The organism is Acetobacterium paludosum (assembly GCF_008086595.1).
GTDB classification, from domain to species: Bacteria; Bacillota; Clostridia; order Eubacteriales; family Eubacteriaceae; genus Acetobacterium; species Acetobacterium paludosum.
Map to the genome: position 1 here is coordinate 37335 of NZ_RXYA01000009.1, position 22938 is coordinate 60272.

General features: G+C 44.7%; 28 protein-coding genes and 2 riboswitches. Of the genes, 6 read left to right on the plus strand and 22 right to left on the minus strand.

Annotation, left to right across the window (positions count from 1 at the left end; genetic code table 11):
- Positions 1 to 29 precede the first annotated feature (29 nt).
- From FZC41_RS10315 to FZC41_RS17295, 11 genes are all read right to left on the minus strand, one after another.
- Positions 30 to 1376: an ice-binding family protein gene (locus FZC41_RS10315; protein ID WP_148567329.1), complete on the minus strand. Its 1347-nt coding sequence runs from the start codon at positions 1374 to 1376 to the stop codon at positions 30 to 32.
- A gap of 124 nt (positions 1377 to 1500) precedes the next feature.
- Positions 1501 to 1584, minus strand: a riboswitch (cyclic di-GMP riboswitch).
- 159 nt (positions 1585 to 1743) lie between these two features.
- Positions 1744 to 1828: riboswitch (cyclic di-GMP riboswitch) on the minus strand.
- A 157-nt stretch (positions 1829 to 1985) separates the two neighbouring features.
- Positions 1986 to 2984 carry an ATP-binding cassette domain-containing protein gene (locus tag FZC41_RS10320; RefSeq protein ID WP_148567330.1) on the minus strand — a complete coding sequence of 333 codons (999 nt, stop codon included), beginning with the start codon at positions 2982 to 2984 and terminating at the stop codon, positions 1986 to 1988.
- Positions 2977 to 3666: a GTP-binding protein gene (locus FZC41_RS10325; RefSeq protein WP_148567331.1), complete on the minus strand. Its 690-nt coding sequence runs from the start codon at positions 3664 to 3666 to the stop codon at positions 2977 to 2979. Before FZC41_RS10325 ends, FZC41_RS10320 begins: the two co-directional genes overlap by 8 nt.
- 1 nt (position 3667) lies before the next feature.
- On the minus strand, positions 3668 to 4636 hold the full coding sequence (locus FZC41_RS10330) for an ABC transporter substrate-binding protein (protein WP_148567332.1): 969 nt from the start codon (positions 4634 to 4636) through the stop codon (positions 3668 to 3670).
- A complete protein-coding gene (locus tag FZC41_RS10335) occupies positions 4633 to 6030 on the minus strand; it encodes a leucine-rich repeat domain-containing protein (RefSeq protein WP_148567333.1) in 1398 nt (465 codons plus the stop codon). The genes FZC41_RS10330 and FZC41_RS10335 overlap by 4 nt, the downstream gene beginning before the upstream one ends.
- Positions 6031 to 6052: 22 nt before the next feature.
- Positions 6053 to 6796, minus strand: a complete 744-nt coding sequence (locus FZC41_RS10340) for a hypothetical protein (protein WP_148567334.1) — start codon at positions 6794 to 6796, stop codon at positions 6053 to 6055.
- A gap of 19 nt (positions 6797 to 6815) precedes the next feature.
- Positions 6816 to 7931: an ABC transporter substrate-binding protein gene (locus FZC41_RS10345; protein ID WP_148567335.1), complete on the minus strand. Its 1116-nt coding sequence runs from the start codon at positions 7929 to 7931 to the stop codon at positions 6816 to 6818.
- On the minus strand, positions 7916 to 8686 hold the full coding sequence (locus tag FZC41_RS10350; RefSeq protein WP_148567336.1) for an ABC transporter ATP-binding protein: 771 nt from the start codon (positions 8684 to 8686) through the stop codon (positions 7916 to 7918). The genes FZC41_RS10345 and FZC41_RS10350 overlap by 16 nt, the downstream gene beginning before the upstream one ends.
- The gene (locus FZC41_RS10355; RefSeq protein WP_148567337.1) at positions 8687 to 9745 is read right to left on the minus strand and encodes a FecCD family ABC transporter permease; all 1059 of its coding nucleotides are present in this window, start codon (positions 9743 to 9745) and stop codon (positions 8687 to 8689) included.
- Between the two features lie 359 nt (positions 9746 to 10104).
- Complete coding sequence (locus tag FZC41_RS10360) at positions 10105 to 10467, minus strand: DUF6483 family protein (RefSeq protein WP_148567338.1); 363 nt, start codon at positions 10465 to 10467, stop codon at positions 10105 to 10107.
- Positions 10468 to 10611: 144 nt separating this feature from the next.
- Entirely contained in the window at positions 10612 to 10782 is a 171-nt protein-coding gene (locus FZC41_RS17295; protein ID WP_170253948.1) for a hypothetical protein, read from the minus strand.
- 111 nt (positions 10783 to 10893) lie between these two features.
- Between FZC41_RS17295 and FZC41_RS10365 the strand changes: the two genes are divergently transcribed.
- From FZC41_RS10365 to FZC41_RS10370, 3 genes are all read left to right on the plus strand, one after another.
- Complete coding sequence (locus FZC41_RS10365; protein ID WP_148567339.1) at positions 10894 to 11130, plus strand: type II toxin-antitoxin system Phd/YefM family antitoxin; 237 nt, start codon at positions 10894 to 10896, stop codon at positions 11128 to 11130.
- Positions 11111 to 11755, plus strand: a complete 645-nt coding sequence (locus FZC41_RS17300; RefSeq protein WP_170253949.1) for a hypothetical protein — start codon at positions 11111 to 11113, stop codon at positions 11753 to 11755. The genes FZC41_RS10365 and FZC41_RS17300 overlap by 20 nt, the downstream gene beginning before the upstream one ends.
- A gap of 68 nt (positions 11756 to 11823) precedes the next feature.
- Complete coding sequence (locus FZC41_RS10370; protein ID WP_170253950.1) at positions 11824 to 12798, plus strand: DUF5050 domain-containing protein; 975 nt, start codon at positions 11824 to 11826, stop codon at positions 12796 to 12798.
- Between the two features lie 55 nt (positions 12799 to 12853).
- Here FZC41_RS10370 and FZC41_RS10375 read toward each other — a convergent pair whose 3' ends face one another.
- Positions 12854 to 14428 carry a ClC family H(+)/Cl(-) exchange transporter gene (locus FZC41_RS10375; protein WP_338000851.1) on the minus strand — a complete coding sequence of 525 codons (1575 nt, stop codon included), beginning with the start codon at positions 14426 to 14428 and terminating at the stop codon, positions 12854 to 12856.
- Between the two features lie 199 nt (positions 14429 to 14627).
- On the opposite strand from FZC41_RS10375, the gene FZC41_RS10380 reads away from it, so the two are divergent.
- Together FZC41_RS10380 and FZC41_RS10385 are read left to right on the plus strand one after the other, a co-directional pair.
- Complete coding sequence (locus FZC41_RS10380; RefSeq protein ID WP_148567341.1) at positions 14628 to 15221, plus strand: CD3073 family putative ECF transporter S component; 594 nt, start codon at positions 14628 to 14630, stop codon at positions 15219 to 15221.
- Entirely contained in the window at positions 15197 to 15703 is a 507-nt protein-coding gene (locus FZC41_RS10385; RefSeq protein ID WP_148567342.1) for a CD3072 family TudS-related putative desulfidase, read from the plus strand. Before FZC41_RS10380 ends, FZC41_RS10385 begins: the two co-directional genes overlap by 25 nt.
- On the opposite strand, the gene FZC41_RS10390 is transcribed toward FZC41_RS10385, so the two are convergent.
- The 4 genes from FZC41_RS10390 to FZC41_RS10405 form a co-directional block, all read right to left on the minus strand.
- Positions 15671 to 15874, minus strand: a complete 204-nt coding sequence (locus FZC41_RS10390; RefSeq protein WP_148567343.1) for a hypothetical protein — start codon at positions 15872 to 15874, stop codon at positions 15671 to 15673. The two genes, FZC41_RS10385 and FZC41_RS10390, sit on opposite strands and share 33 nt — an antisense overlap.
- 199 nt (positions 15875 to 16073) lie before the next feature.
- On the minus strand, positions 16074 to 16385 hold the full coding sequence (locus tag FZC41_RS10395; RefSeq protein ID WP_170253951.1) for an RloB domain-containing protein: 312 nt from the start codon (positions 16383 to 16385) through the stop codon (positions 16074 to 16076).
- Positions 16378 to 17652: an AAA family ATPase gene (locus FZC41_RS10400; RefSeq protein WP_148567345.1), complete on the minus strand. Its 1275-nt coding sequence runs from the start codon at positions 17650 to 17652 to the stop codon at positions 16378 to 16380. Before FZC41_RS10400 ends, FZC41_RS10395 begins: the two co-directional genes overlap by 8 nt.
- Positions 17653 to 17995: 343 nt before the next feature.
- Entirely contained in the window at positions 17996 to 18487 is a 492-nt protein-coding gene (locus FZC41_RS10405; protein ID WP_148567346.1) for a nitroreductase family protein, read from the minus strand.
- Positions 18488 to 18731: 244 nt separating this feature from the next.
- On the opposite strand from FZC41_RS10405, the gene FZC41_RS10410 reads away from it, so the two are divergent.
- Entirely contained in the window at positions 18732 to 19076 is a 345-nt protein-coding gene (locus FZC41_RS10410) for a winged helix-turn-helix transcriptional regulator (RefSeq protein WP_148567347.1), read from the plus strand.
- On the opposite strand, the gene FZC41_RS10415 is transcribed toward FZC41_RS10410, so the two are convergent.
- From FZC41_RS10415 to FZC41_RS10435, 6 genes are all read right to left on the minus strand, one after another.
- Positions 19034 to 19525, minus strand: coding sequence for a hypothetical protein (locus tag FZC41_RS10415; protein WP_148567348.1), 492 nt, complete (start codon positions 19523 to 19525; stop codon positions 19034 to 19036). The two genes, FZC41_RS10410 and FZC41_RS10415, sit on opposite strands and share 43 nt — an antisense overlap.
- Positions 19525 to 19902 carry a 3'-5' exonuclease family protein gene (locus FZC41_RS10420; RefSeq protein ID WP_148567349.1) on the minus strand — a complete coding sequence of 126 codons (378 nt, stop codon included), beginning with the start codon at positions 19900 to 19902 and terminating at the stop codon, positions 19525 to 19527. The genes FZC41_RS10415 and FZC41_RS10420 overlap by 1 nt, the downstream gene beginning before the upstream one ends.
- A gap of 206 nt (positions 19903 to 20108) precedes the next feature.
- Positions 20109 to 20267 carry a hypothetical protein gene (locus FZC41_RS17305; protein WP_170253952.1) on the minus strand — a complete coding sequence of 53 codons (159 nt, stop codon included), beginning with the start codon at positions 20265 to 20267 and terminating at the stop codon, positions 20109 to 20111.
- 333 nt (positions 20268 to 20600) lie between these two features.
- Positions 20601 to 20837, minus strand: coding sequence for a hypothetical protein (locus tag FZC41_RS10425; protein WP_148567350.1), 237 nt, complete (start codon positions 20835 to 20837; stop codon positions 20601 to 20603).
- Positions 20837 to 21064, minus strand: a complete 228-nt coding sequence (locus FZC41_RS10430) for a hypothetical protein (RefSeq protein ID WP_148567351.1) — start codon at positions 21062 to 21064, stop codon at positions 20837 to 20839. The genes FZC41_RS10425 and FZC41_RS10430 overlap by 1 nt, the downstream gene beginning before the upstream one ends.
- 634 nt (positions 21065 to 21698) lie before the next feature.
- Positions 21699 to 22934 (minus strand): metal-dependent hydrolase family protein, encoded by a 1236-nt coding sequence (locus FZC41_RS10435; protein WP_148567352.1) that lies wholly within the window; start codon positions 22932 to 22934, stop codon positions 21699 to 21701.
- Positions 22935 to 22938: the final 4 nt, after the last annotated feature.

Consider the following 22938-nt stretch of genomic DNA (forward strand, 5'->3'; position numbering starts at 1 on the left):
CTTTCTAAACATTTGTTTCCGGTTAGAATCTAGGGTAATACTGAGTTTAACAGAATAGTAATCGATCCGATTTTAGTTGGGGTAGAACCAATTTGAGCGGGTTGCCCCTGGAGTTTAAGATAGGTATTAGCTGTTGGTGCAGGTCCCCCGACTGGGCATAGCGGCAATTCCATAATACCCGTTTGATTCCCATTATTATCTTCAAACGTACCTGTTGTTGAACCACCATTAGTTTCATCACAGATATAAGTAAACGCAGCAGTCACAGGTTGAGTCGATTCGTTCATTATGTTTATTTGATTATTGCTGCCATTAAAGCCAGCTGCATTCCAACCTCCGCCAACCCAGGAGTGAGCACTCGGATTCCAAGTTCCCAAATCATAGTTAAAAGTCATTGATCCCCAGTCGATGGTCACTTTATAAGTGTCGCCTGATCCATCAAGAGTTATCGAATCACCTGCAGTGGTTGCTACAGGAACTGGGCTTGTATTTGCTGGTACTATTGGCACATCGATTGCCGGCACAGTACTGGCACTATCAGGTGAATTGTCAGCTTGAGGAATATCGACATCCGGTTCAACTATCTTCGGTGTTTCTTCAACAATTTTGGGGATATCGCCGGGCTTTGGAAGCTCAGAATTATCGTTATCCGTTAACGGTACTATTTCAGTCATAGCTACTTGGGTATTAGTTAAAGTGACTCCACCTGTGATCGCCAATAAGCGCCCTTGCACAGAAACATCGGTTTCCGAAAAAATGGACGCATTTGCAAGAATATTCCCTTTGAAGATAGTCTTTTCTCCCAACGTTACATTGTTTGCAACCTGCCAAAAGACGCGACTGAATTGTGCTCCGTTAATAAGTTCGATCCTGCTGTTTTTTTCGGTGATCAGAGTTGAATTCACCTGAAAAATAAAGACCGCGTTGATATCACCCTGAGCATCAAGCTTAAGCGTTCCTGTTACCGTTGCCGGTAAGTTTAATGAATAAACTCCTGGGGAAAGTGTTTGTCCGCCCAGATTAGTGGTAATAGCTTTAGCATTATCTCGATCCTTTATATTATTATAAGCCGTGATTAAATCATTCTGGACGAGATTGGCGTTATCGTCATTTGCAGGTGTCGTTTCAACGGTCAATTGATCGGTCGTTAACCCGGTGATGAGCGTTACTGGAGAAGTCCCAATATCACCTGTTATTTTTGTGGCTGTTCCAGTATTGATAATTTCCGTACCAGCAAAAACAGCATAATTGAGGCCCGCACCCAGATCCACTATCGTTTCTGGTTCTGCCGCTCTGGCAGATGCTGTTAACATCGTTGACAGGAATAACACAAGAATGAACGTAATCGTTTGCAGTCTAAAAGATGATTTCAGCATATTAATCACTCATTTCTATATCATCTTAACTTTTCATGTAACATCAGAAGTTTAGAGTAAAATAGTGATATATTTTGCTGTAGATAGAATCACTATAGTTACTTTGCATCAATTTTTACAAATAATCTGCAACTGGCTGTCATGTAAAAACTACTTAGACCCTATAGCTTTGCGTCCTCATCTTTGGATAAGTTTGCCCAATATTTAATTTTACGATATAAATCTATTCTGAAGTGTTTTCCAAACGCCTTTGTATGGTTTTAAATTAAGCCATAAATTTTTTTAGCTAAAGTTCATTAAATATATTCTAAAAAAAAGCAACGTTATTTAACGTTGCATAATGCATAAATAAATTAAAGAAATATTAATCTGCAACTGGCTGTCTGCAAAAAGATTACTCAGACCCTATAGCTTTGCGTCCTTACCTCCCGGTAAGTTTGCCCTTTATTAATTATCAAGCTATCACATGTGCGTATATTTGTCAAGCTAATTCATTAATTATTTTTTTTAAATTTAACACCACATTGATTCTTCAAGGAACAGCATTCACAGAAGCTTCTCCGAGTGCAGTCATCGATCATTTTCTCATTGATTAGCAACAACTTCTCCTCAGAAACTTCCTCCCGTTCTTAGGATTTCCCGATAGTTCATCAGCTTCTGATTTAACGCTTCAAGTTCATGCAGATGTTCTTTTTCATTCCTGGAGGTTTCAATTATCTTTTCAATACCGCCATTCTTGATGACCATTCGCCTTTCGGCACTGAGGGCCAGAACCGGATCATGGGTTGCGATCAAAACAATTTTTTCATTCGTAACCAATAAAGATATCGCTATTTTCCGATCAATGCCGGCATTTTCGATTTCATCAATCAGGACAATCGGCGATGAGCTCAAAAAAGCGGTATCGGCGATCATCAGCGCTCGGGACTGCCCGCCGGAAAGCGCGGTTACCGGTGTATCAAGGGATATTTCTTCACCGGCCAGTTCGTTGGCCTTCTCCAGAATCAACCGGGTCTTTTCTTCGATATCGCTAATCATACGGCTTTCGCCATGCATTTTTATAAATTCTTCCACTGACAGATCCATGACGAAATTCATGTTTTGCGATAGCTGGGCGACCAGTTTGTGCTCAATCGAAAACCGCCAAGACTGCGGCGGGATTGTGCCATTGATCAAGATCTTTCGTTTGGTTGGAGTATCACCCTGGGCAAGCCACTCAATATCCCCCAGCAAGCGACTTTTCCCGGAACCGGTTGGACCAACTATTGACACCACATCTCCTGGTTTGAGACAGATGCTGACATTTTCCCGTTCGCCATATTTATTCTGTCCCCCGATAATCGTCAGTGACTCGATATTCCACTGGACGCTTTTTTGACGTTCTTCCATATTCTCCAAAAAGGATACGAATAGGCTGACGAGATTTTCCTGTTCAATTCCCTTTAGTTTGAGTTCATAACTATCGAGACTATCAAAATATTCTTTCACGGTCAATTGATATTTATTTTTTGGCGGATAATCAACCACCATGGCCTCAAAAAAATCGCGACAATAAGGATAGCTCTTAATAATTTTATCAATCTTTTCGTTTGGTATTGCGTTAATCATGAAATTCGACCTTTCGCGTATTGCCTAACTGATACTCTTCCCCGATTTTTTTTTCGCCTAAACAATAGGAACAGACAGCGGCAGGCATGGCAAACCGCAGCTTTTCCCCGGTCATTGCATCATGTTCCTGAGCTTCTGATAAAATCGTGGCAAATTCAGTGCAGCCTTGACCGGTTATCCCGTTCACATTGAGAATCAGACATTTCGAGTTGGCCTGTCTTACCTTAAACGCAAAGACTTCTCTTTCAGCCTGCGAGACGATATCCCCTTTGGTAATGATCACGATATCCGCCATTTTAAGCATCGGTCCAATTTTTTTAGGCGTATTGATACCCATCAGATTATCAATCACACAGACCGCCATCACCCCGGAAATATGTGGCGAACAGCGATTGCAAAGACCAGCGCTTTCAGTAATCAGATAGTCGACGCCTTTTTTCATGCCCCACTCAAAACACTGTTCTATATTGGTGATAAAGAAGTGGTCCGGACAAAGATTTCCAGAAAGCCCGACGCCAACCGGGATGTTTTCTTTCTGATAGAGTTCCTTGTCATCAGAGGTAAGGCAATCCATTTTGACAACCGCAACATCCGCACCATTATTTTTTAGGGCCCTGATGGTATTGATAATAACAGCGGTTTTTCCCGATGACGGCGGACCTGAAAAAGTTATGAGTCGCATCCTATTCCTCCTTTTCCAGGGAATGCGTGTTAACCACCTGATTCAGTTCATCGTGAAGTTTTTTTACATCCGTGTGAAGGAGAAAATCCCAGCCGACCCACTTGTATTTTCCCGAGCGTGGCATTCTTCCCTCAAGCTCCGGTCGGAGGGAGCAAAAACCAACCTCGCTGAATAAATCGCCAACTTCTTCACTGATAAAATATTTTGAAACGGCCTTTGCGTCTGCGCTGCAGTTCTTTTTCGTCAGCATCACAACCGGATTCATGACCGCACCGTCTTCCGGCCAGATCACCTGAACCGTGTCGCTTTCCTTCACAAGATTCGCAAAGGATAACGGAATCACACTGATAAAGGGCGCTTGCTCTTTTTTACTTCCGGCAAGGGCGACCATCTGTGCTGGATGCAGCCTGGATTTTATATTTCGTGCCAACTTTTTTATCCCTTCGATGCCATGGTTGCGATAAATCTCAAATAATACGCCCTCACACAATTCCTTGTCGGTATGGCCTCTAAAGGCAATTTTCTGCTCATACTGCGAAGATAGGAGATCCGCCCATTTTTTTGGCGGCTCAAGATCAGGATAATTCGTTTGATCGACTAAAAAAACAAGTGGATTGACAGCAACGATATCGTAGTACGCATTGGGGTCGATAACGCCCGATTCCTGATAGGCCGCTGACACCACAAAGTCAAGCGATGATTGAAAGGCCCCCTTCTTTGTAAATCGTTCAATAAATGTGGGAAAGAAAAAACGGCTGAATCCCGGAGCAACCATGATATCCGGAAGCTTATCAAGGTCTTCAATTGTTTTAATATCTTCGAAAAAACCAGCCTGAACAACGGCATTGGATAATATCTCATATTTTAGGGAAAGATCATTATTTTTAATGAAACTGGCTATCTTTGCTTCCATTGGCACTTTAATCGCACAAGGCATCAGCGCCAACACATTGTTTTCAAAATAATTCATAGACTACTCCTTTTAGAATGAACTTTAATCGTCACTACTGCTATAATAATCATCAAAATAATAATAATTAGGGATCCGTTTTTGATAAATTCGCCATCCTCTTTCTTCTTTTCAGATACTGATCCAGACGCCCCAACTAACGAATTATCTGGTTCATATTCCAGTTCTTCTAATGCGGTAAGCCCTGATGTGTCAATTTCCTTTTCGATTTTATTGCCACTAAGCTTTAGGTATCGGAGTGACTCATTTTTTATTTCCGCACCCCATGAAGTAATTTTGTTATTGCTTAAATCTAATGACGTTAATTTTGTAAAAACAGTTAAGTCCCCTACCTTCGTAATCAGATTATCAGATAAGATCATGTTTTTCAAGGTGGGCATCTGAGCTAATCCGGTAATATCATCAATTTTATTGCGGGACAAATCCAGGTAAGTTATTTGTGGTGCTTTCAAAAGCGGAACCTTTTTCAGGTTATTTCCCGAAGCCGTTAATTGCTCCAACCCGCCAAAATTATATTTACTCAGTTCATCCAGGCTGTCTAATTGCAGATCAGCCAAATACAGTTTTTTAATACTGTTTAAATCCCCCGCAGTAACCGTATCTTCAATCGTTTTGCCAAAATAACCGGCAATCGTTGCCGCTATTTTACCGCTAAAAAGTTCTCCAATTTTACCGAGGACAACGTCATCTGAATGAATCGTTGCGTCGTCTATACTTTCCGGTTTTAAATAATAATTGCCGCCATGCCGGACATAAAATTCCACATAGCCATCCGTTACGGTCAGCCCTGAAGCAACCGCTTCGGCTCCCGAACAGGTATAGATTTCTCCCGGTAAAATCAGCGGACTGTCGCCATGATCAGCCGCTCCATCATAGCCGCCATAGTAATTCAAAGCCAAAATGGTTCCATCAGCAAAACGGTCTGAAACGTTAAGTTTAATTTTAACTTGTCCGGGAAAATCCCGTTTTAGTGCAAAAGAAAAATAGAGCGATGCATCACTGCTGCCACCTGGTAAATTATCCGAGTCGCTTATTGTATATTTGTTAATCCCCAGGAAATAGGGCCCACTAATGGAAGGATTTTTACAAATTTCAGGTGAAAAATACCAACTATACTGCATCACCCCGTTTTCAACAACTTGATAGTTTTCATGAATCTGCTCATTGCCAATTGTTAGCAGATGTTTCCATGATACTTTCGAAGTAGCATCAACGTTATAGAGATAAGGATCTGCCACCGTTCCCGTTCCTGAATCATGAATTGAATCATCCGCAATGGTCGCAGCAAAAACCTGGTATGCAGCCGTAAAATTGACGATCTGTAAGATAATTATTGTAAATAATACGCTCAACAGCCATGAAATTATTTTTGCTTTTCTTTCACTGCCTACCATGATTATTTTCCCCTTCACTCATTTAGTTATCATGCTTGCCTTTTCTTTTCAGGAAAACAATAATTCCACCAAAAGCCACCAGCACCAAGACGATGATCAGAATCACCAATCCAATATTCATCGACTTGGGTGACTCGGCTGCGGCGATCTCGTTAGTTGCTGTGTTTGCTGAGGCCGCCTCAAGATCGGCTTTGGCGACATAAGTGCCGCCTTTTTTGACATCAAAACTAATATAACCATCCGCAACACTTACTTCTTTACTATACGCATCCGGACCGGTGATATCAAGTTTTGTTCCATCAGCAAAAAAGTCAGATACCTTTAGTTTTAACGTTGCCTCGCCGCTCAGGCTGTTATCCGTGCCGTCGGTATGCGAAGTATAGAGGTCAAACGTAATCCCAAGACCTTTTTCAGGATCATTCGCTGTTTTGACTGTCAAACTTATTGGTCCTTTCGTTGCCGTGGTATAGGGTGTGGTAAAAGCACTTCCATCAAATGTCCAGGCATAGTTTAATTCGCCATCAGCTGTTCCGCCGACTCTAAATTCATAGATACCCGTTGTCGGCGATCCGATTAGTTCGGTTCCCATATCATTGTAACCCAATAAAGCATCAAACGCTTTCCATGATAAGCTTTCAGTCGTTGAAGCTGAATCATACACGGTTGTCGTCACTTTATCCGTTGCAAAAACCGGTATGCTCATTGATATCATCGTGAACACCATTAGTAGCAAACCAAGTACTACCTTTTTCTTTTCTTTTTTCATAACCTTATCCTCCTCTTTGTTATTTTTTTACGGCCTCATTAAGCAATTTGCTGATCTGTTCATCTGATAAGTCAATCCGGTAAAACAGCTTGTAGAAATCTTTTGCTGACTGGACGATATCAAAATGATAATAGTCCGGATATAAAAGCTCGGCCAGCCAGGTTACCCCCACAATTCTGTTGGCCGACGGTGGCATGTCCAGCCAATTATACGGCAGGTAGGGTGTTTCAAATATTTCCCCTTTTTTCACGGCCGCTAACAGGGGCCATTCCGGATTTGCATTAGTTATGATATCAAAAACATTGGTATTCCCCATGTTGGTTCCGCCATGGTCATCACTGTATGAAGCGATGATGACATCGGGGTTCCATTTAAATAATTGTTCCATATTAATGGTCAGACGACCACTTTCAATCGCATCCAGATTGCAGACATTAATTCCGCCGACCAGTTCAATCACCTGCGAGTGCTCTGATCCCTGTGGCGCGGTCTGAAGCCCTGTCGAGCCCTGAGCATAATAGACCTTCACTTTATCGTTGTCCGGAATTGTTTTTGAAACGTCTGTAACCGTATTAATAACTTTTGCACAATACGATGCCAGCTCTTCGGCCCGGTCTTCTGCTCCTAATAATTTGCCCAGGAATCGGTAACTCTCATCCATGTTCGTCAATTCATCGTCAACGACGACAACCGGAATTTGAAACGTTTCCTGCATTTCGTCTGCCGCAGCTTTGGTATCTTCTGAATTGATATCCGTCATCAAAAGAATAATATCCGGATTTCTGGCAATAATCTCCTCGGTATTGGCATTGGAATTTGTTCCCTGACTCAGGCCCAGTACAGGCAGGTTCAGATATTTTGCATTAATAAATTCTGCTTCCGCATCAGACGGTTCAATACACCATCCCATGAGTTTATCCGGGCATAAGGTATAGAGCGCGACAACACCTGGCTGCCCGGCTGAATAAACATGATCAATTTTGGCTGGCACTTCCACCGTTCTGCCCGCCATATCGGTAATCGTTTTGTGCTCATCGTTATTATTTGAACCAGCAGCGGCCGAGCAACCGCCCGATATGATTACCAAACATATTATGATAATTGCTATAACCGGTCTTTTTATTTTGGCAAACATACTATTCGTTCCTTTCCCTCCACATTTACCTTTTGAACAACAACTTTTACGCCATATATTTCTTCAATCAATTCCGCTGTTAGTATTTCGTCCGGTAATCCGGTTGAAATCACTTTGTTTTCCGTCATTGCGACAACCAGGTCGGCACACTCAAAGGCCTGTTCCGGATGATGTGTTGTCATGATTACTGATATTTTTTCTTTGGATAACGCTTTAATGGTATTAATAATTTTAATCTGATTTCCATAATCCAGACTTGCCGTTGGCTCATCCATAATTAAGATTCTCGGATTTTGGATCAATGCTCTGGCAATAATGACAAGCTGCCGTTCACCGCCGCTGATCTGGGTGTATATTTTTTCCTTTAAATAGCCAATCCCAATTTTTTCCAGGATTTCATCGGCCTGGGAGTAATCAGCATCTCCCGGTACCGAAAATATCGATAAATGCGGCGTTCTCCCCATAACAACAACATCTCTGACTGAATAGGGAAAAGGCGGGACATGAGACTGTGGGACATAGCCGATCTGCTGTGCTCTTTCTTTATTGCTGTAACTGAAAATGTCTTTGTCGTTAAGCATAATTGAACCATTTAGGATATTAAGGCTTCCTAAAATTGTTTTGAGCAACGTTGTTTTCCCGATCCCATTTCTGCCCATGATACAGACAATACTCCCCGGATGAACCTTGAAATTAATCCCTTCATAGATCGGCATTTTGTTATATCCACAAGAAATGTTGTTGAGTTCCAGCACTTAAATCCACCCTTTCTTTCCTCTTAAAATCAGATACACAAAGAACGGTGCCCCAATGATAGAAGTTAGGATCCCGAGCGGAATTTCAACCTGCATAACTGTTCTGGCGATATTGTCCACCAGTAACAGAAAGATAGCGCCCAGAATGGCGGTTGCCGGAATTAAATACCGGTAATCGGGTCCTACGATCATCCTGGCCAGATGTGGTATAACGAGTCCAATCCAGCCAATTTGTCCGGCAACACTTACCACCGTTGCTGTCAGCATCGTTGCACAAATAATAATGACCAGCCGTAAATGCCCGGCATTAACCCCTAAAGCACTGGCCTCTTCATCACCAAAACTGAGCACATTAATTTTCCATCGGACCAGAAAGATAATAATCAGACAAATTACAACCGGCACAATCATAAAAATCAAATCACTGTTTTTAACGTCTGAAATACTTCCCATCAGCCAAAATGTGATCTCCGGCAATTTACCATAGGGGTCTGCCATGTATTTAATAATGGAGATAAACGCACTGAATAATGACGATACCACCATACCAGCCAGCACCAGAACAAGTGTTACATTTTCACGCCGTCCGACAATGCCGGCAATCATACAGCTCAACGCCACCGAGATAATCCCAAAGCCAAACGCCAATAATTGAATCATTATGGTTGGTAAAGACAATATAATTCCCAGCGATGCTCCAAAGCCAGCTCCCGCTGAAGCGCCTAAAATATCCGGTGAGACCATGGGGTTTTTAAAGATCCCCTGATAAGCTGCCCCTGAAACGGAAAGTGCCAGGCCCGTCAAAATGGCGGCAATTATTCTGGGGAATCTTACACTGGAAATAATATGTTCTTTAATCGGATCAATCTCCAGATTCATCCCAAGTGTTTTTCCCATATAAAGAAACAAGTCTTTGATTTCAACATTATATCTTCCCAAAGTAAAGGAGGCGAATAACAGAACGACCAATAGGATAAACATACCTAATATTATTAGCTGATTTCTGCGGCCTCGTTTTTTTTCGCTTTTTTGACCTTTTTCGCTCTTGCCGATGTCCATAAAACTCCTTTAGTTATAAAAAAACGGAGATATACCCATAATTTCTGCGTATACCTCCTTGTATATCTTTTCATATCTATTTATTTGTTTTTGTTATCTTTCGTTCTATTTCGTTTATTATAACTAAGGCAATATTTTTTGTCAATATAAAGTTTACCAGGCAATTGCAACCGCAAATAAATTATTTATCCAAAGAGGCACGCTCGTCTATCATTTAAAAAAAATTAAAAACATTGATGAGCAAAGACGCTGTTTTAAATAAAAAAAAAGCAACGATGCCCGGATCGTTGCTTTCTTTGGTTTCTGCTGTCTGAGCCTCATGGCGATCATTCATCCCAGCGATGCCAGGCCGCCGCTGGCTACGTCGCGGTGTAGATCTTTTTAAGATCGCTTAAGCCTTCCCCGATCTCTACCCTTGAAAAGCGGCAGTCATTTAGGGTGTTGTCACTTAGCGTGTCCAGAATTGAATAAAAATCAATCCCCGCTTTTAAATACTCAGCAGTTGGATTGAGTTGCACTTTTTCAAACAGCAGATTTTCGGCTTCATTAATTTGTCCTTCACCAACCATGGTTAATAGCTGATAATGCAGAAATTTACTTTCCGAAAAATTTCCCTGATCGTCTTCAAGCTGGATTGGCGATACCTCTTTATTAAAAATGACATTGGCTAAAAATCCCGATAATTCGTCAATTAATCGCATAATATAATCGTCGTTGTACATTATTTTTCTTCTTTCGTTCATCGATTTTCGACACGTTGTATCCATTACATTTTAGCAAATCAACCGGGTAATCGCAATGTTTATCAGCTTTACTAAAGAAAGCTGAAAGGATTCTCAGCCCAACGTTGGTGTTCAAGCCCGACGCTAATTTCCACCCCGACGTTGATGTTCAAGCTCGACGCCAATTTCCACCCCGACGTTGGCGGGCCGGCATGGCCAGCCCCTACGGGATGATGCCGAACGTCTGGCTTCTATCCCACGTTTATTCCCAACCGTAGGGGCGATCCAGGATCGCCCGCACACGTTAATATTCAAGACCCACACCAGTTCCCGGACCGCCAAATGCTAAAATCTTTTTCGCCCGGGCCGTTGCATTTCCGCTGACGTGGGTATAATAACAACAATAATAAAAGGGAGGTTCTCATCATGCCAAATATAAAGCCACTTACTGATTTGAAAAACTATGCCGCTGTTTTGCAGGAAATTACTGAGGGCGAACCGGTCTTTTTAACGGAGGACGGTCGCGGTAAATATGCAATTATCGACATCAATGAGTATGAAACCTTACGAGCGGCCTACCAGCTGATGGCTTCCATTGCTAAGGGGAAACTGTCCGGCCCGGAAAAGAAAAGTGCGGCTAGCGATGATGCCGAAAAAGAGTAGTCATAAAATAACTTCAAGCGGCCTCGTTCGGGCCGATCACAAAACCGACCCGCTGTTTACCCTGCTGATGGGCTTCGTTGCCTATCTGGCCGGGGGAACGCTGGTCGGCCTGCTGGCTGCGTTTTTCAAATTTGATGTTTCCGGTTCTTTTTATGACAGCGCCTATCCCTCCGATGATTTTATAATCCTGTTTGTCGGCGCGGCCATCGGCGGAATCCTGTTGCTGCTGCTATTTAAAATCTTCACGATCACGACGCTGATCAAAACCATCGTTTTAAGCACCCTCGGAATCGGCTGTCTCTTCGTCATCTACTTTATTGAAATTTTGTGGCTGTTTGCCAGCGGTTTTTTCATTTTTCACCTGGCATTTCTTATTTGTTTTGTCCTCGCCAATGCTGTTTACGGCGCTTTCATCGGGCCGATATTTATTGGCGCCCGGTCAATCGGGTTCTCTGCCTTGGTATGCGGCCTCACGGCCATTCCCTTCGGACTGCTGTCGTGGCAAACAAGCGGCCTCGTTTTGGCTGGCATCAACCTGGCGGCCATGGTATTGGTTGCTTCGCTGGGGGCAACGACGGGTCTCAGCATTGGGCTCTATCGTTTGTTAAAAACAAAAGAAGAATAAGGGGTTGTAGTGCATCCGTTCAGCATTTTGAAAGGAGGATGGACGCCATGAAAAAAATCATCTGGGCCTTGCTCTGCTGCGCCGTTTCGGTAATCGTTTTTTCCGGCTGCAGTACGGCCAGCAATCGCGATTCAGGCAGGACAAACAGTGAGACCGCGGTCAACACCATTGGCAATACCGGCGGCAACATCGCCAACTGGGGCTATGCGGCACTCCAGGGCGACTGGATTTATTATTCCGATCAGAACGACAACGGGAAACTGGACAAGATCAAAACCGACGGGTCGGGAAAAATCAAGCTGTCTGCTGAGCGGACCGCGTATCTCAATGTGGTGGGTGACTGGATCTATTTTACCGATTTTAGCGATCAGAACCGGTTAGCCAAAATCCGCACGGACGGGTCTGAAAAAACCGTTTTAACGGATGAGGGCGCTTTCTATCTCAATGTGATCGGCGACTGGATTTACTATAGTGGCAGCGGTCTAACTAAAATTAAAACCGACGGCAGCGAGAAAACCATCCTGAGTGATGACAGGGTGTCGATCATCAATGTCGTGGCTGACTGGATTTACTATTGCCGCCCATCGCCTGAGGGCGAAAAATTCGGCGGCGCCATCTACAAGATCAAAACCGACGGGTCTGAAAAAACCAAACTGTGTGATGATGCCGCGTCGATCATCAATGCGACGGATGACTGGATTTATTATTGCTACACCCCGGCAACCGTTGAAAAAGGTACTACCAGGGGGTTTGGCGATTTTGGCGAGCTCTACAAAATCCGCACGGACGGCACCGAAAAAACGAAGCTAAGCAGCGATCGGGCGGCGTATATCAATGTCGTCGGGGACTGGATCTACTATGCTGACGATGGGGACAATGACAAACTTTACAAGATAAAAACCGACGGCACCGAAAAAAACAGGCTGTTTGATGATGTGGCGACCCGGATCAATGTCGTGGGCGACTGGATCTATTACGATCATGGTTATTTTGGGATGTACCAAATCAAAACCGACGGCAGCGGCAGACATCGGGTTCAATAAAAAAGCTGGCGCACCTAAAAAACGAGCCAACAGAATCGATTCTGTTGGCTCTTCATCATTTCGGTTCTTCGCACATTTCCATTAGCACCTCATTGATCATAATGGTGTTCGTCTCATCGGTCAGGGCCACCAGCGTATCCAGTGCACAAATGACGGTATCCCCTTTGGGAATGATTTCCCTGCCGCCGCGGAGAATCGAAACCAGCAGGCACGGTTCCGGCCATTTGATATCGGCAATCAACTGATTGCAGACCATCGCATTGTCCCGAACCTTCATCGAGATAAGAATTTTTTCGGTACTGTCAACAAACGGTTTCTCGCCGCGTTTTTCCAGAATACGGTCCAGCAGTGCATCGTAAATGGGTCTGCCGTGCAGCAGTCCGGCCGTCAGTTCGGCGGTGATAACAACCACCGACAATGCCAAAAGATGATCAAACGAACCCGTCATTTCGGTTATCAGCACAATTCCGGTAATGGGCGCCCGGACAATCGCGGCGAAATAGCCGGCCATCGCAATGATCACAAAATTGTTGATCAGGATCGGATCAATCCCAAAGTACGCCGCCGCAACTGTTCCGAAGATGCCGCCGATGTATGCGCCCAGAACCAACAAGGGAAAGAAAATCCCGCCGGGTGCTCCGGAACCAAAGCTGAGCATCGAAAAAATAAATTTTACCGCCAGCAACGCCAGCATCCCGGTCATCACGAGTTTGCCACTGCCCAACAGCTGGATCATCGTATTGCCGCCGCCTAATACCTGGGGCATTGTCAAGCCCAATAAACCGGCCAATATGAACGGAATCATCGGCCGATATTCGGCTTTCAGCCCTTTAATTTTGCCGTAAAGCGCCTGGGTTTTCAAAAGCACCGCGTTGTAAAGAACGCCGGCAAAGCCCAGCAGCACCCCCAGGATAACCACCAGCCAATAGTCTTCCAGGGGAATAAAGCCATTGATGGTAAAATGAAAAACCGGACTTAAACCAAAAACATATTTTGACACGAAATCCGCGGTGATGGAAGCCGTCATGGCGGAAAACAGAATCGTCGCTGAAAAATTCTTGTGAATTTCTTCCAGAGCGAAGATGGTTCCGGCCAGCGGGGCATTAAACGCCGCCGCCAGACCGGCACTGGCGCCACAGGTGATCAGATAGCGTTCTTCTATATTGATCCGTTTAAATATTTTTGAGAAGCCCTTGCCGCCCATGGCGCCTAATTGCACGGACGGCCCTTCCCGGCCTAGGGACAGTCCGCCAAACATACAAATGATGCCGCCAATCACTTTCCCGACAATGACCCGCAGCCAGTTAACTTTGAAATAACCTTGTAGTTCCCCTTCAACTTGAGGAATGCCGCTGCCGGCAATCATCGGCTCCCATTTCACCAGCAATCCAACGACCAGGCCCATTAACGCCAATGCCCCGAACCAGACCGCAATGGCCCAGGTATGGGTACTTTCATAAGCCGATATGAATGTTAAGGTGCTTTCGGAGTAGGTCATCGCCAGACGATAGATAATGGCCAGAGTTCCGGCGATAATCCCGATAATAATTCCTTCAAAAGCCAGAATATATTTCATATTCCGGGTATGCTTGATTAAATTCGCCGTACTGTTTTTTTCTTTTTGATGCACTTATCCAGCCACCTTCTTTTAATATACCGGTATTGTATCATAGTCTCGCTATTGTGTTAATCGCCCAAAGCTGAAACAAGTTTCTTCTCATTCCAAAAAGTTATATGAAAATTGTGAATATTCCATTAAGTTATATCCTTCATATCTTTTGCTGCTAGTATGTTAAAATTTATACAATTGAAAGAGAAGGAGACTTGTTATGGAAAATTTTAGTTCGAAAATTGTTGTATTTGCAGCAATCGGTGTGGCCATCAATATTGTTTTTGGAATGGTGGTCCAGTTGTTAAATATCCCGCTGCTATTTCTTGATACCATCGGTACCATCATGGTTGCCGTTTTATTTGGCCCAATTTGGGGGGCTCTGGTTGGTTTAGTGACAAACTTTATGTTAGGTATTTTGGTCGATCCGACCAACTTTCCCTTTGCCCTGGTAAATATTGTCATCGGTATTATTGTTGGTTTAATCTTCAAAAAATTTAAATTTAATTTAGTGACCGCGATCGTTACGGGGTTAATACTCTCTGTTGTTTCGCCGCTAATTGGGACGCCAATCGCTGTATTTTTGTATGGCGGAATTGCCGGGGGCTTTTCAGATGTGATGTTTGCCTGGTTATTGGCAAGTGGACAGCAAGTTTTTGCAGCGGCATTTATTCCCCGCGTGTTAAGCAATGTTGTCGATAAAACCTTAAGTTGTGTGCTTGTTTATTTGGTTATCAAGCGAATACCCGCAACTTTTATGCAGCAGTTCAAACTGGGAATTAATCCAAAATGTATCGAAATAAAAGAATTATAATATTAGCCCACTGTATCTTAAATCAGAATGCGGTTGTCAGAGATTGGGAACGAGCCGCAGGCGGCTTTAATGAAATAATCCGGATAATATTAGCGCAGCATATTTCTATCTTGCAATTGCCCTGCCCGGAGTTCACATTTTCTGGCGAAGCTCGAGAACCCCGAAGTAAAGCGGAATATGATACCGTTGCTTTTCGAAAACATGCCGGGACATTATCTTTGAGTATCGTTGAACAGCTTGCAGAATATCACAAAAACGGTTATCAACTATTGGGAATTGTAGGTATTTCGGAAAGTCCATCCTGTGACACGTTATTCGAAAAAGGGGTGTTTATGGAAGAATTCTTTGCCCAGTTGCAGGCGCGCGAAATTGCGCTTGAACCCTTTGATATTGCGGCCGACTACGGCCAGGATAAGTGCGAAAATACTGAAGATCGATTCAAAACATGGTTAGCCGCTAGAATTGACTGTGAGCAATTCTAAAAAAGCACCTTTTTGCTTGTTTTCAATCACACGATAAGCTGTTATCATCACCCTATATTTGGGGAACGCCATAAAAAGAAGTTGGGCCGTCGAAGCCTGCATCTTTTTATGGCATTTTTTTCTGATGCTTTCTTTAGGAGGGATGAACAGCATCGATTTACGCATCATCACGGCCCCACCCGATATTTATTCCGGTTGCCGTATTTTTTTATTCGTATTTCTACAATCTATTTTGATACCGCTATCAAAAATTGTTCAATCAATTTATACACATTAGTATAGGGATTCATTTCTTTTATATTGGTAAAAACGGACTTTCCTTCTTCACGATAGCCATCGCCAAGCGCTTTCGCATGGTCAATCGCTCTCTCTAAGTCACCATTTTGAATGATGCTGCGGATGCATCACAATCGAACACCAGATATTTTGCATAGTTGGTAAATTTTCGATTGTTTTTTTCATTCGCTAAGAATGCATTGGCAAAATTCAAGACGGTCCGGGCATTTCCCCCAACCGTTTCGACTTCAACTTGAATATCTGTGAATTTGTTCTTTTCAATAATCTCTGAAAAATAATCGAAATAGATTTTTTCTGTCGGGCCTTCACAAAATATGATCGTCTGTCCAATATTCATTTCTTTTGTCTGTGATAACCGTTTAGTCGATAATACGGTTCTAGCCATCAAGGCCACCATTTACCAGGTCATCGTAATTAAAAATAGGAATGGCGCCATACTTGCCCTGTAAATAATCTTTAGTGAAGCTGGCATCCTCGCGGACTTTTAAATCAGACAAGGCATATAAAGTCGATTCTCCCTGAGGATTTTTATCGACAAAAACAATTTCATCACGCCGGAACTGGGCATTATTCATAAGGGAGATGTCGTGGGTCGTAAAGATCAGCTGGGCCTTCTGATTAGTGCTTGACTGAAACAGATCAACAATTAATTTTGTCAGCAACGGATGGAGTCGGGCCGACATTTCATCAACTATAAATACCCCTCCTTTATCAATCATTTCAATGATATTCTGGATATAGGCTAGGAAGCGAAGGGTGCCGGTGGACTCCTGTTTTAAATCAAAGTACTTTTCGCCGACAGCATCACCAGATTTATTATATACAGCATGTACTGTCCGCACCATTTGTTCCTCTGTTTTTTCGCCGGTGCTGCGATTCGTCAGTACTTCCGTCTGGACATCCAAACGGCTGATTCCGACATCGATGGATTGCAAATAACGCTCAACTCTACCGCGATACGTCTCATCATCAAGCAATTTTTTCGTAATCTTAATCGAACCTGCCAGTTTTTTTACCGTCGATTCAAACAGTATTTCTGAAAACACATCATACTCATTGATGAAGAATGACAAAAAATCATTGAGCACTAGCTTTCTTGTCTCATCATCAAGGAAATACTCAAGAACGGCTATATAAAGCCTTTCTGCTGGAATTTTCTGATAAGCACTTAATTGCTTCTGATAGGACCTGCCAAATGTCACAACGGTTTTTTTTCGCTCAAAGACTTTTTTGTCATCGATATAAAACCATTCATTCAAAACTTCTTTGGATGTGCATTCAAAACCATATTGAAACTGCTTCCCATTATGAAGAAAGATGATGTCAAATTCAGACGCATCATTATCCTCATCTGAAAGCATAAAAGGTTCTAATTTTACCCGCATCTGATTTTCTGCTGCATCAAAATCATCAGTTTCTTTTTTATTGATAAACTGCGAAAAAATATACTGTTCAAAGAAAAACATCGCCGCAATGAAGTTTGATTTACCTGAGGCATTGGCTCCAAACAAAGCACTTGTTTTGACGAGACTCAACTTTTCATCGACATGGATCACATGTGATGGATGCTGAATATAGGCGGTGGCTCTCATATCCAGGATCGATTCATTCTTAAACGAGGTATAATTTTTTACTTTAAACATGATAAGCATTGTGATTTCTCCTAAATGATCTTTTTTAATATTATACCCATAAATTCTGAAGCTATCAACTGATATTACGTCTATTTCGATATTTGTTTTATTTTAATTGCTTTATTTTGTTATTTTTATTGATTTTATTGAATTTTTCGTTTTATTTCGATGATTAGCTCTCTCTAGCAGACGGTCTCTGCCGCCATCGCCCCGCTGCTGCCGCCATTACCCCTAGCGCCCCGGTAATTATTCCTGTAAACAAACCAAAAAAGCCTTCCTGATGACAGTGTCACCGGAAGGCTGGTTGCTGATGCGGTTGTTTGTGATTTCGGTTAACGACGCCGAAGGGGGTCTAAATTATTTATTCGAAATGAACCCGAGTGGCATCATAACGGTCGCTCTGAGGAGCCGGTTCGATGGGATAACCGATGGGAATGATGGCAAAGGGTTCCAGCTGATCCGGAATCTGCAGGACTTTTCGGACATTTTCCATCCGGTCTGCCAGCGGCGCGATGCCAATCCAAACGGCGCCGAGGCCCAGTTCGGTGACTTCCAGCAAAATATTCTGGGTGGCGTTGCTCAAATCGATCACGGCAAAATCGGGCATCATGATTTCCTTGCGGTAGGCCGGGACAATGGCAACGGCGGCATCTTTGATACATCCGCCGTAGGGACTGCAGTCAGCCAGGGCGGCCAGGGTCGCCTTGTTTTTAATCACAAAGAATTCCCACGGTTGCTGATTGCCGGCAGAGGGTGCCGCCATCGCCGCCTTTAATAACTGCTCAATCTTAGCCGCTTCCACTTCCTTGTTCTGATACTTTCTAATACTGCTTCGATTAAAAATTGTGTTCATTTTTTCCTCCAAATTTTATTTATTTTTGGCCCATGACCTTCGTAAAGGCGACGCCAATTAACATCATTGATTCATTTTCCATTACATGGTATTATTTTATCAGTTAATTTCATTAAATCAAGAATGCACTTTATTGTTACTTACTACCCTAAATGATACTAAGTATTCATTTTTTCAGAACATTGCAAAAGTTTAGTTCGGTTTGCAATTGCTGGACCTTCATTAAATGATCAAGAGGAGAAATATGAACGAAAAAAAACACTTCTGCTGTCCCATTGACGCCACCATCAGCCTGATCGGCGGCAAATACAAAACAAAAATTCTGTGGAATCTGGTTGACCGCACTCTGCGGTTTAACGAACTCCAGAAAATCGTCCAACAGGCTACCCCGAAGATGCTCACCCAGCAATTGCGGGAGCTGGAGCGGGACGGCCTGATCAACCGGGCGGTTTATGCGGTTGTTCCGCCCAAAACCGAGTATTCCCTCACCGATTTCGGCAGCAGCCTCTACCCGATTCTGGCCGCCATGTGTGAATGGGGAAAAGACTATATGGCCGATGACCCGTCCGCCGCCAGCAGTCCCCGCTGATGTAGCCGGTACACCCAGCGCAGGTCGTAGGCCATCGCCGCGGCAATGTCCGCAAAGGGCTGGTTCTTGAGGTACCGTCGGGCCATGATTTCCTGGACCCGGGGCTCGATCAGTCCGTCGATGACGGCCATTAGAGCCTGGGTCTGGTTGACCAGAACGGCGGCGTCTTCTTCCAGCCAGGCTTTTGCGAGCGCAATCCGCTCCCGGGTGCACTGCCGGGTGGCCGGCGTGGCCGCATAAAGAATGGCTTCCTGGTCTTCCAGCAGGGTCAGGTATTGAGTGTGCAGCCAGATGCGCTGCCGGGTGGCCAGACGTTGCGGGCGATTGGGAATCGCCCCTACGGGATCCGGCCGGATGTGGTCGCCGGTATTTGGCTGGATGTGGTTGTTTTCCGCTCGCTCCGCTCCTGTAGGGGCGATCCATGATCGCCCGCTGTCATCCGGCGCCATCAGCCAGTAGCCGTGGAGGGATTTTCATCCTTGAGAACCAGCTGGGCCGCCGCCATGGTGTCGTAAACCGGGTGCACCAGGACAATCCCCAGCGCCAGCAGAAACTTCGCTTCAAAGCACAGGTTGTGTACGATTTTCAGAACTGTTGAATGCTCAAACACCCGGTTTCTTAAATAGTCCAGCACCCTTTTTCGGTCGGTATTCGCACAGCCATCATGGGCCAGCGGCAGATAGATCCCGGTTTCCGCCGTCACCGCCAGGGAAATCCCGACGATGTGCGGCTTGTGCGGGTCCAGCGCCGCATCCAGGTCCGTCGCCCCCTGCAAATAATCTGCCAGTACCGATAAATCCCTTGTCATCTTATAATTCAATTCCATTATTCACATTTCGACCATTTTGGGGTAGCCCAGGCGTTGGTGTCACCGCAACGTTTCGGGCCGGCAATGCCAGCCCCTACGGTATGGATGCGTGACGTTCGGGGTATGGCATCAATTATCCAGCCAGTACCGCTAAAGGTTACATCCAGTTGTCGGCATCAGAACGGACACAGCCACATCGTGTCCGAGCTGCAGCCGCCAACGGATTAACCTTTGGCGACACGGTATCGGCAGCGGATATCCTGCCCGCGCCCCATAAAAAATACCGCATGCACACAAACGTCTGGGTCACCCCAAAAATTGTGAACATCCGGTATCTTAGTCGCTCCGCTTATGCAGGCGCATCTTAACTCAGTATGTTTCATCTTAGTCTTCCTTTATTTAATTATTTTTGCTTCTGTTTTTGGTCGCTCCCGGTCTTTCAGGAGACTTATTCCTCCATTTTTATGCTATTTTGTTTCATATCCGATAATTTCGCTCCACATCGTATCTCATATTATTGTTTTTATGAATCTTTTATGGGCTTATCCCACGTAAAATCTCCACTTTTTATTTTCATAACTCGATATGATTTCGGCGCCAAAATCGTTTATCTCTATCGCTGTTTTTTATCTTAATCCCGCCATTTGCCGGGCTTTATCTATTGGTGACCAATGAAACATTCCTGCTTTATCTGCTACCAGGGTCTGATCGTCTGATTACACCGGATACAATCCCTGATGGCAGTCATTGCTACATTTCAGATCCAGGATCGCTTCTCCGTGAACCTGATACAGATCCAGCACCCGACTCTCACAATTGTGACATCGGATCGGCTTAAGCAGGGGATATAAGGCCTCATACTCCGGTGAATTCGCCCGTATATGGCGACTCTCACTGCCGTTGATTTCCATCAGAATCTTTTTGCCTTCGAGCTTGCATTTAATGCAGATCATTAAGCAGGAATCGCTCTGGCTGACCTTGTACAGTTTGCCGTAACAGCGGATGCGCGCCTGCCGGGACTGCGCTTTTCCAAATCGGCAGCCCGTAAATGCGGGCATTCCACACTGGTAAACACGGCTGCCGCCGGTGCGGTTTCCGACTTTTCGATGCCGACGGGATGGCTCTCCTGTTTGGTTTTCTGACGATCGGCAGGCACTTTTTTTTTCTTGAACTGTTTCATATTATCCTCACGTTTCATCTAAGCCATGGAGGAAAAATTCGATTAGTTTTATTTTTCATCCACGGATATGGCCAAGAATACTGCCAGTTTCACCTCCAATATTTTTAAACTTGTTCAACACCCATTGCAATGAACGTCATCATTATATCAAAGATGTCAATCGTTTACACTCTTTTTTTAATGATACATTTTCACCACCAACCCATTTTTTATTAATCGGCTTATCTTAAAAAGCAGCATGAAATCGTGATATTTGTGTTTTCTTCACCATTCGTCCGTATATTTTGATTATATCAATGTTATTTCTCCCACTTCGTATATATGTTTGCTTGTATTTCATGTACTATTTGGGGAGCTGTTTTAGCTGCTTACGGACTTACGCGTTGCCAAACATAAAAAAACCTTCCCGCCGGCGTTGGTGAGGGTGATGGTCTTTAACCCGGAGTTGAAAAAAGCTGTTGTACCAATAAAAATCACTTTATTCGGAATCGTAATTGTTATTAAATTCCTTGCCATCACTAAAAGCGCTGGCAGCAATCGAGATGACGGTGTCTATTTTTTTAATAACAGTAATTTTAGCAGAACAATCAAAAAAGTAGCGACCCAATGGTCGCTACTTTTTTGACATGACGTTCTAGATTTCTTTATATACCTTACCGGCCTTCATGACAAAGGCGACGGTTTCCATGGCGGTAATATCGGCAAAAGGATCTCCGGCAACGGCGATGATATCAGCTGTTTTGCCCGGGGCCAGCACCCCGAGATCGTCCCGCCTCAGCATTTCGGCCGCCACACTGGTGGCCGCGCGCAGGGCTCGCACCGGGGCAATGCCATTGATGACCATTTCCCCAAACTCCTTAGCGCCGGTGACGCCGTAGTCGTGGAGTCCCAGATCGGTGCCAAACACCAGTTTGACCTTGCTGTTGGCAAAATTGGCGGCGGTTTCCAGCAAGGCATCCTTATATTTGCGCACCTTTCGTTTCGCCGCCGGGGTCGCGCCGGAGGTGACCCAGTACTGATCATCATCGGCAAACCGAGCCCCGCGAACCACCGCATAGTGGGTGAGAATCACAAAAACGCCTTTTTCGGTAATCAGATCAATCGTCGCCTGGGATGCCAGGCTGCCATGCTCAACCGAGCGCACCCCGGCCGTCACGGCCATTTTCACGGCTTCATCCCCCATCACATGGGCGGCCACTGGGCGGTCCTGCTGGGACGCCGTTTCCACCAGCACATTCATTTCTTCCTGGGTATAGGCCACATAAACCGGGTCATCCGAGGGGCTGGAAAATCCGCCGGAAGCGGCAAACTTAATCCAGTCAGCCTCCCACTTGATTTCATTTCGCACGGTGCTGCGGATCTCGTCCGGCCCGTCCGCCAGGCAGTTCTGGGTGGCATTGCAAACGGGATTGAGCAGCGTGGTCAGATCCATATGGCCGCCCCGAGGGGAAATCATATGGCCCGACGTAATCAGCCGGGCGCCTTCAATCAGGCCGGAATCGACCGCATGTTTGATATCCTGAATGGTGTAGCCGGTCACATCCATATCGCCACAGTCCCGGACGGTGGTAAAACCGTTGTTCAGGTGAATTTTGAGGGCCTCGGCACCGTAAAGCGCCTTGGCCGCCGAGGAATAGCTCCAGAACCCGCCGGGCAGTTCGGACCGGGAGGTAATGTGCACATGGGCGTCAATCAACCCGGGCATCACCAGTTTGTCGCCCAGATCGATGCGCTCGGTCCCGGCGGGTGCCGCCACGGTGCTGCCGATTTCCTGAATCACGCCGTCTTTAACCAGAATTTCCCGGGGCCCGACTGGCGCATCGGTCAGCCCGTCCCAAAAATTGCCTACTGAAATTACTGAAATTGTCATAAAT

Excerpts from the sequence above, each read along its gene's own strand:
- FZC41_RS10315 (WP_148567329.1), bottom strand. The coding sequence starts at position 1,376 with ATGCTGAAATCATCTTTTAGACTGCAAACGATTACGTTCATTCTTGTG.
- FZC41_RS10320 (WP_148567330.1), bottom strand. The coding sequence starts at position 2,984 with ATGATTAACGCAATACCAAACGAAAAGATTGATAAAATTATTAAGAGC.
- FZC41_RS10325 (WP_148567331.1), bottom strand. The coding sequence starts at position 3,666 with ATGCGACTCATAACTTTTTCAGGTCCGCCGTCATCGGGAAAAACCGCT.
- FZC41_RS10330 (WP_148567332.1), bottom strand. The coding sequence starts at position 4,636 with ATGAATTATTTTGAAAACAATGTGTTGGCGCTGATGCCTTGTGCGATT.
- FZC41_RS10335 (WP_148567333.1), bottom strand. The coding sequence starts at position 6,030 with ATGGTAGGCAGTGAAAGAAAAGCAAAAATAATTTCATGGCTGTTGAGC.
- FZC41_RS10340 (WP_148567334.1), bottom strand. The coding sequence starts at position 6,796 with ATGAAAAAAGAAAAGAAAAAGGTAGTACTTGGTTTGCTACTAATGGTG.
- FZC41_RS10345 (WP_148567335.1), bottom strand. The coding sequence starts at position 7,931 with ATGTTTGCCAAAATAAAAAGACCGGTTATAGCAATTATCATAATATGT.
- FZC41_RS10355 (WP_148567337.1), bottom strand. The coding sequence starts at position 9,745 with ATGGACATCGGCAAGAGCGAAAAAGGTCAAAAAAGCGAAAAAAAACGA.
- FZC41_RS10360 (WP_148567338.1), bottom strand. The coding sequence starts at position 10,467 with ATGTACAACGACGATTATATTATGCGATTAATTGACGAATTATCGGGA.
- FZC41_RS10365 (WP_148567339.1), top strand. The coding sequence starts at position 10,894 with ATGCCAAATATAAAGCCACTTACTGATTTGAAAAACTATGCCGCTGTT.
- FZC41_RS17300 (WP_170253949.1), top strand. The coding sequence starts at position 11,111 with ATGATGCCGAAAAAGAGTAGTCATAAAATAACTTCAAGCGGCCTCGTT.
- FZC41_RS10380 (WP_148567341.1), top strand. The coding sequence starts at position 14,628 with ATGGAAAATTTTAGTTCGAAAATTGTTGTATTTGCAGCAATCGGTGTG.
- FZC41_RS10385 (WP_148567342.1), top strand. The coding sequence starts at position 15,197 with ATGTATCGAAATAAAAGAATTATAATATTAGCCCACTGTATCTTAAAT.
- FZC41_RS10395 (WP_170253951.1), bottom strand. The coding sequence starts at position 16,385 with ATGGCTAGAACCGTATTATCGACTAAACGGTTATCACAGACAAAAGAA.
- FZC41_RS10400 (WP_148567345.1), bottom strand. The coding sequence starts at position 17,652 with ATGCTTATCATGTTTAAAGTAAAAAATTATACCTCGTTTAAGAATGAA.
- FZC41_RS10405 (WP_148567346.1), bottom strand. The coding sequence starts at position 18,487 with ATGAACACAATTTTTAATCGAAGCAGTATTAGAAAGTATCAGAACAAG.
- FZC41_RS10410 (WP_148567347.1), top strand. The coding sequence starts at position 18,732 with ATGAACGAAAAAAAACACTTCTGCTGTCCCATTGACGCCACCATCAGC.
- FZC41_RS10415 (WP_148567348.1), bottom strand. The coding sequence starts at position 19,525 with ATGGCGCCGGATGACAGCGGGCGATCATGGATCGCCCCTACAGGAGCG.
- FZC41_RS10420 (WP_148567349.1), bottom strand. The coding sequence starts at position 19,902 with ATGGAATTGAATTATAAGATGACAAGGGATTTATCGGTACTGGCAGAT.
- FZC41_RS17305 (WP_170253952.1), bottom strand. The coding sequence starts at position 20,267 with ATGAAACATACTGAGTTAAGATGCGCCTGCATAAGCGGAGCGACTAAG.
- FZC41_RS10425 (WP_148567350.1), bottom strand. The coding sequence starts at position 20,837 with ATGATCTGCATTAAATGCAAGCTCGAAGGCAAAAAGATTCTGATGGAA.
- FZC41_RS10430 (WP_148567351.1), bottom strand. The coding sequence starts at position 21,064 with ATGAAACAGTTCAAGAAAAAAAAAGTGCCTGCCGATCGTCAGAAAACC.
- FZC41_RS10435 (WP_148567352.1), bottom strand. The coding sequence starts at position 22,934 with ATGACAATTTCAGTAATTTCAGTAGGCAATTTTTGGGACGGGCTGACC.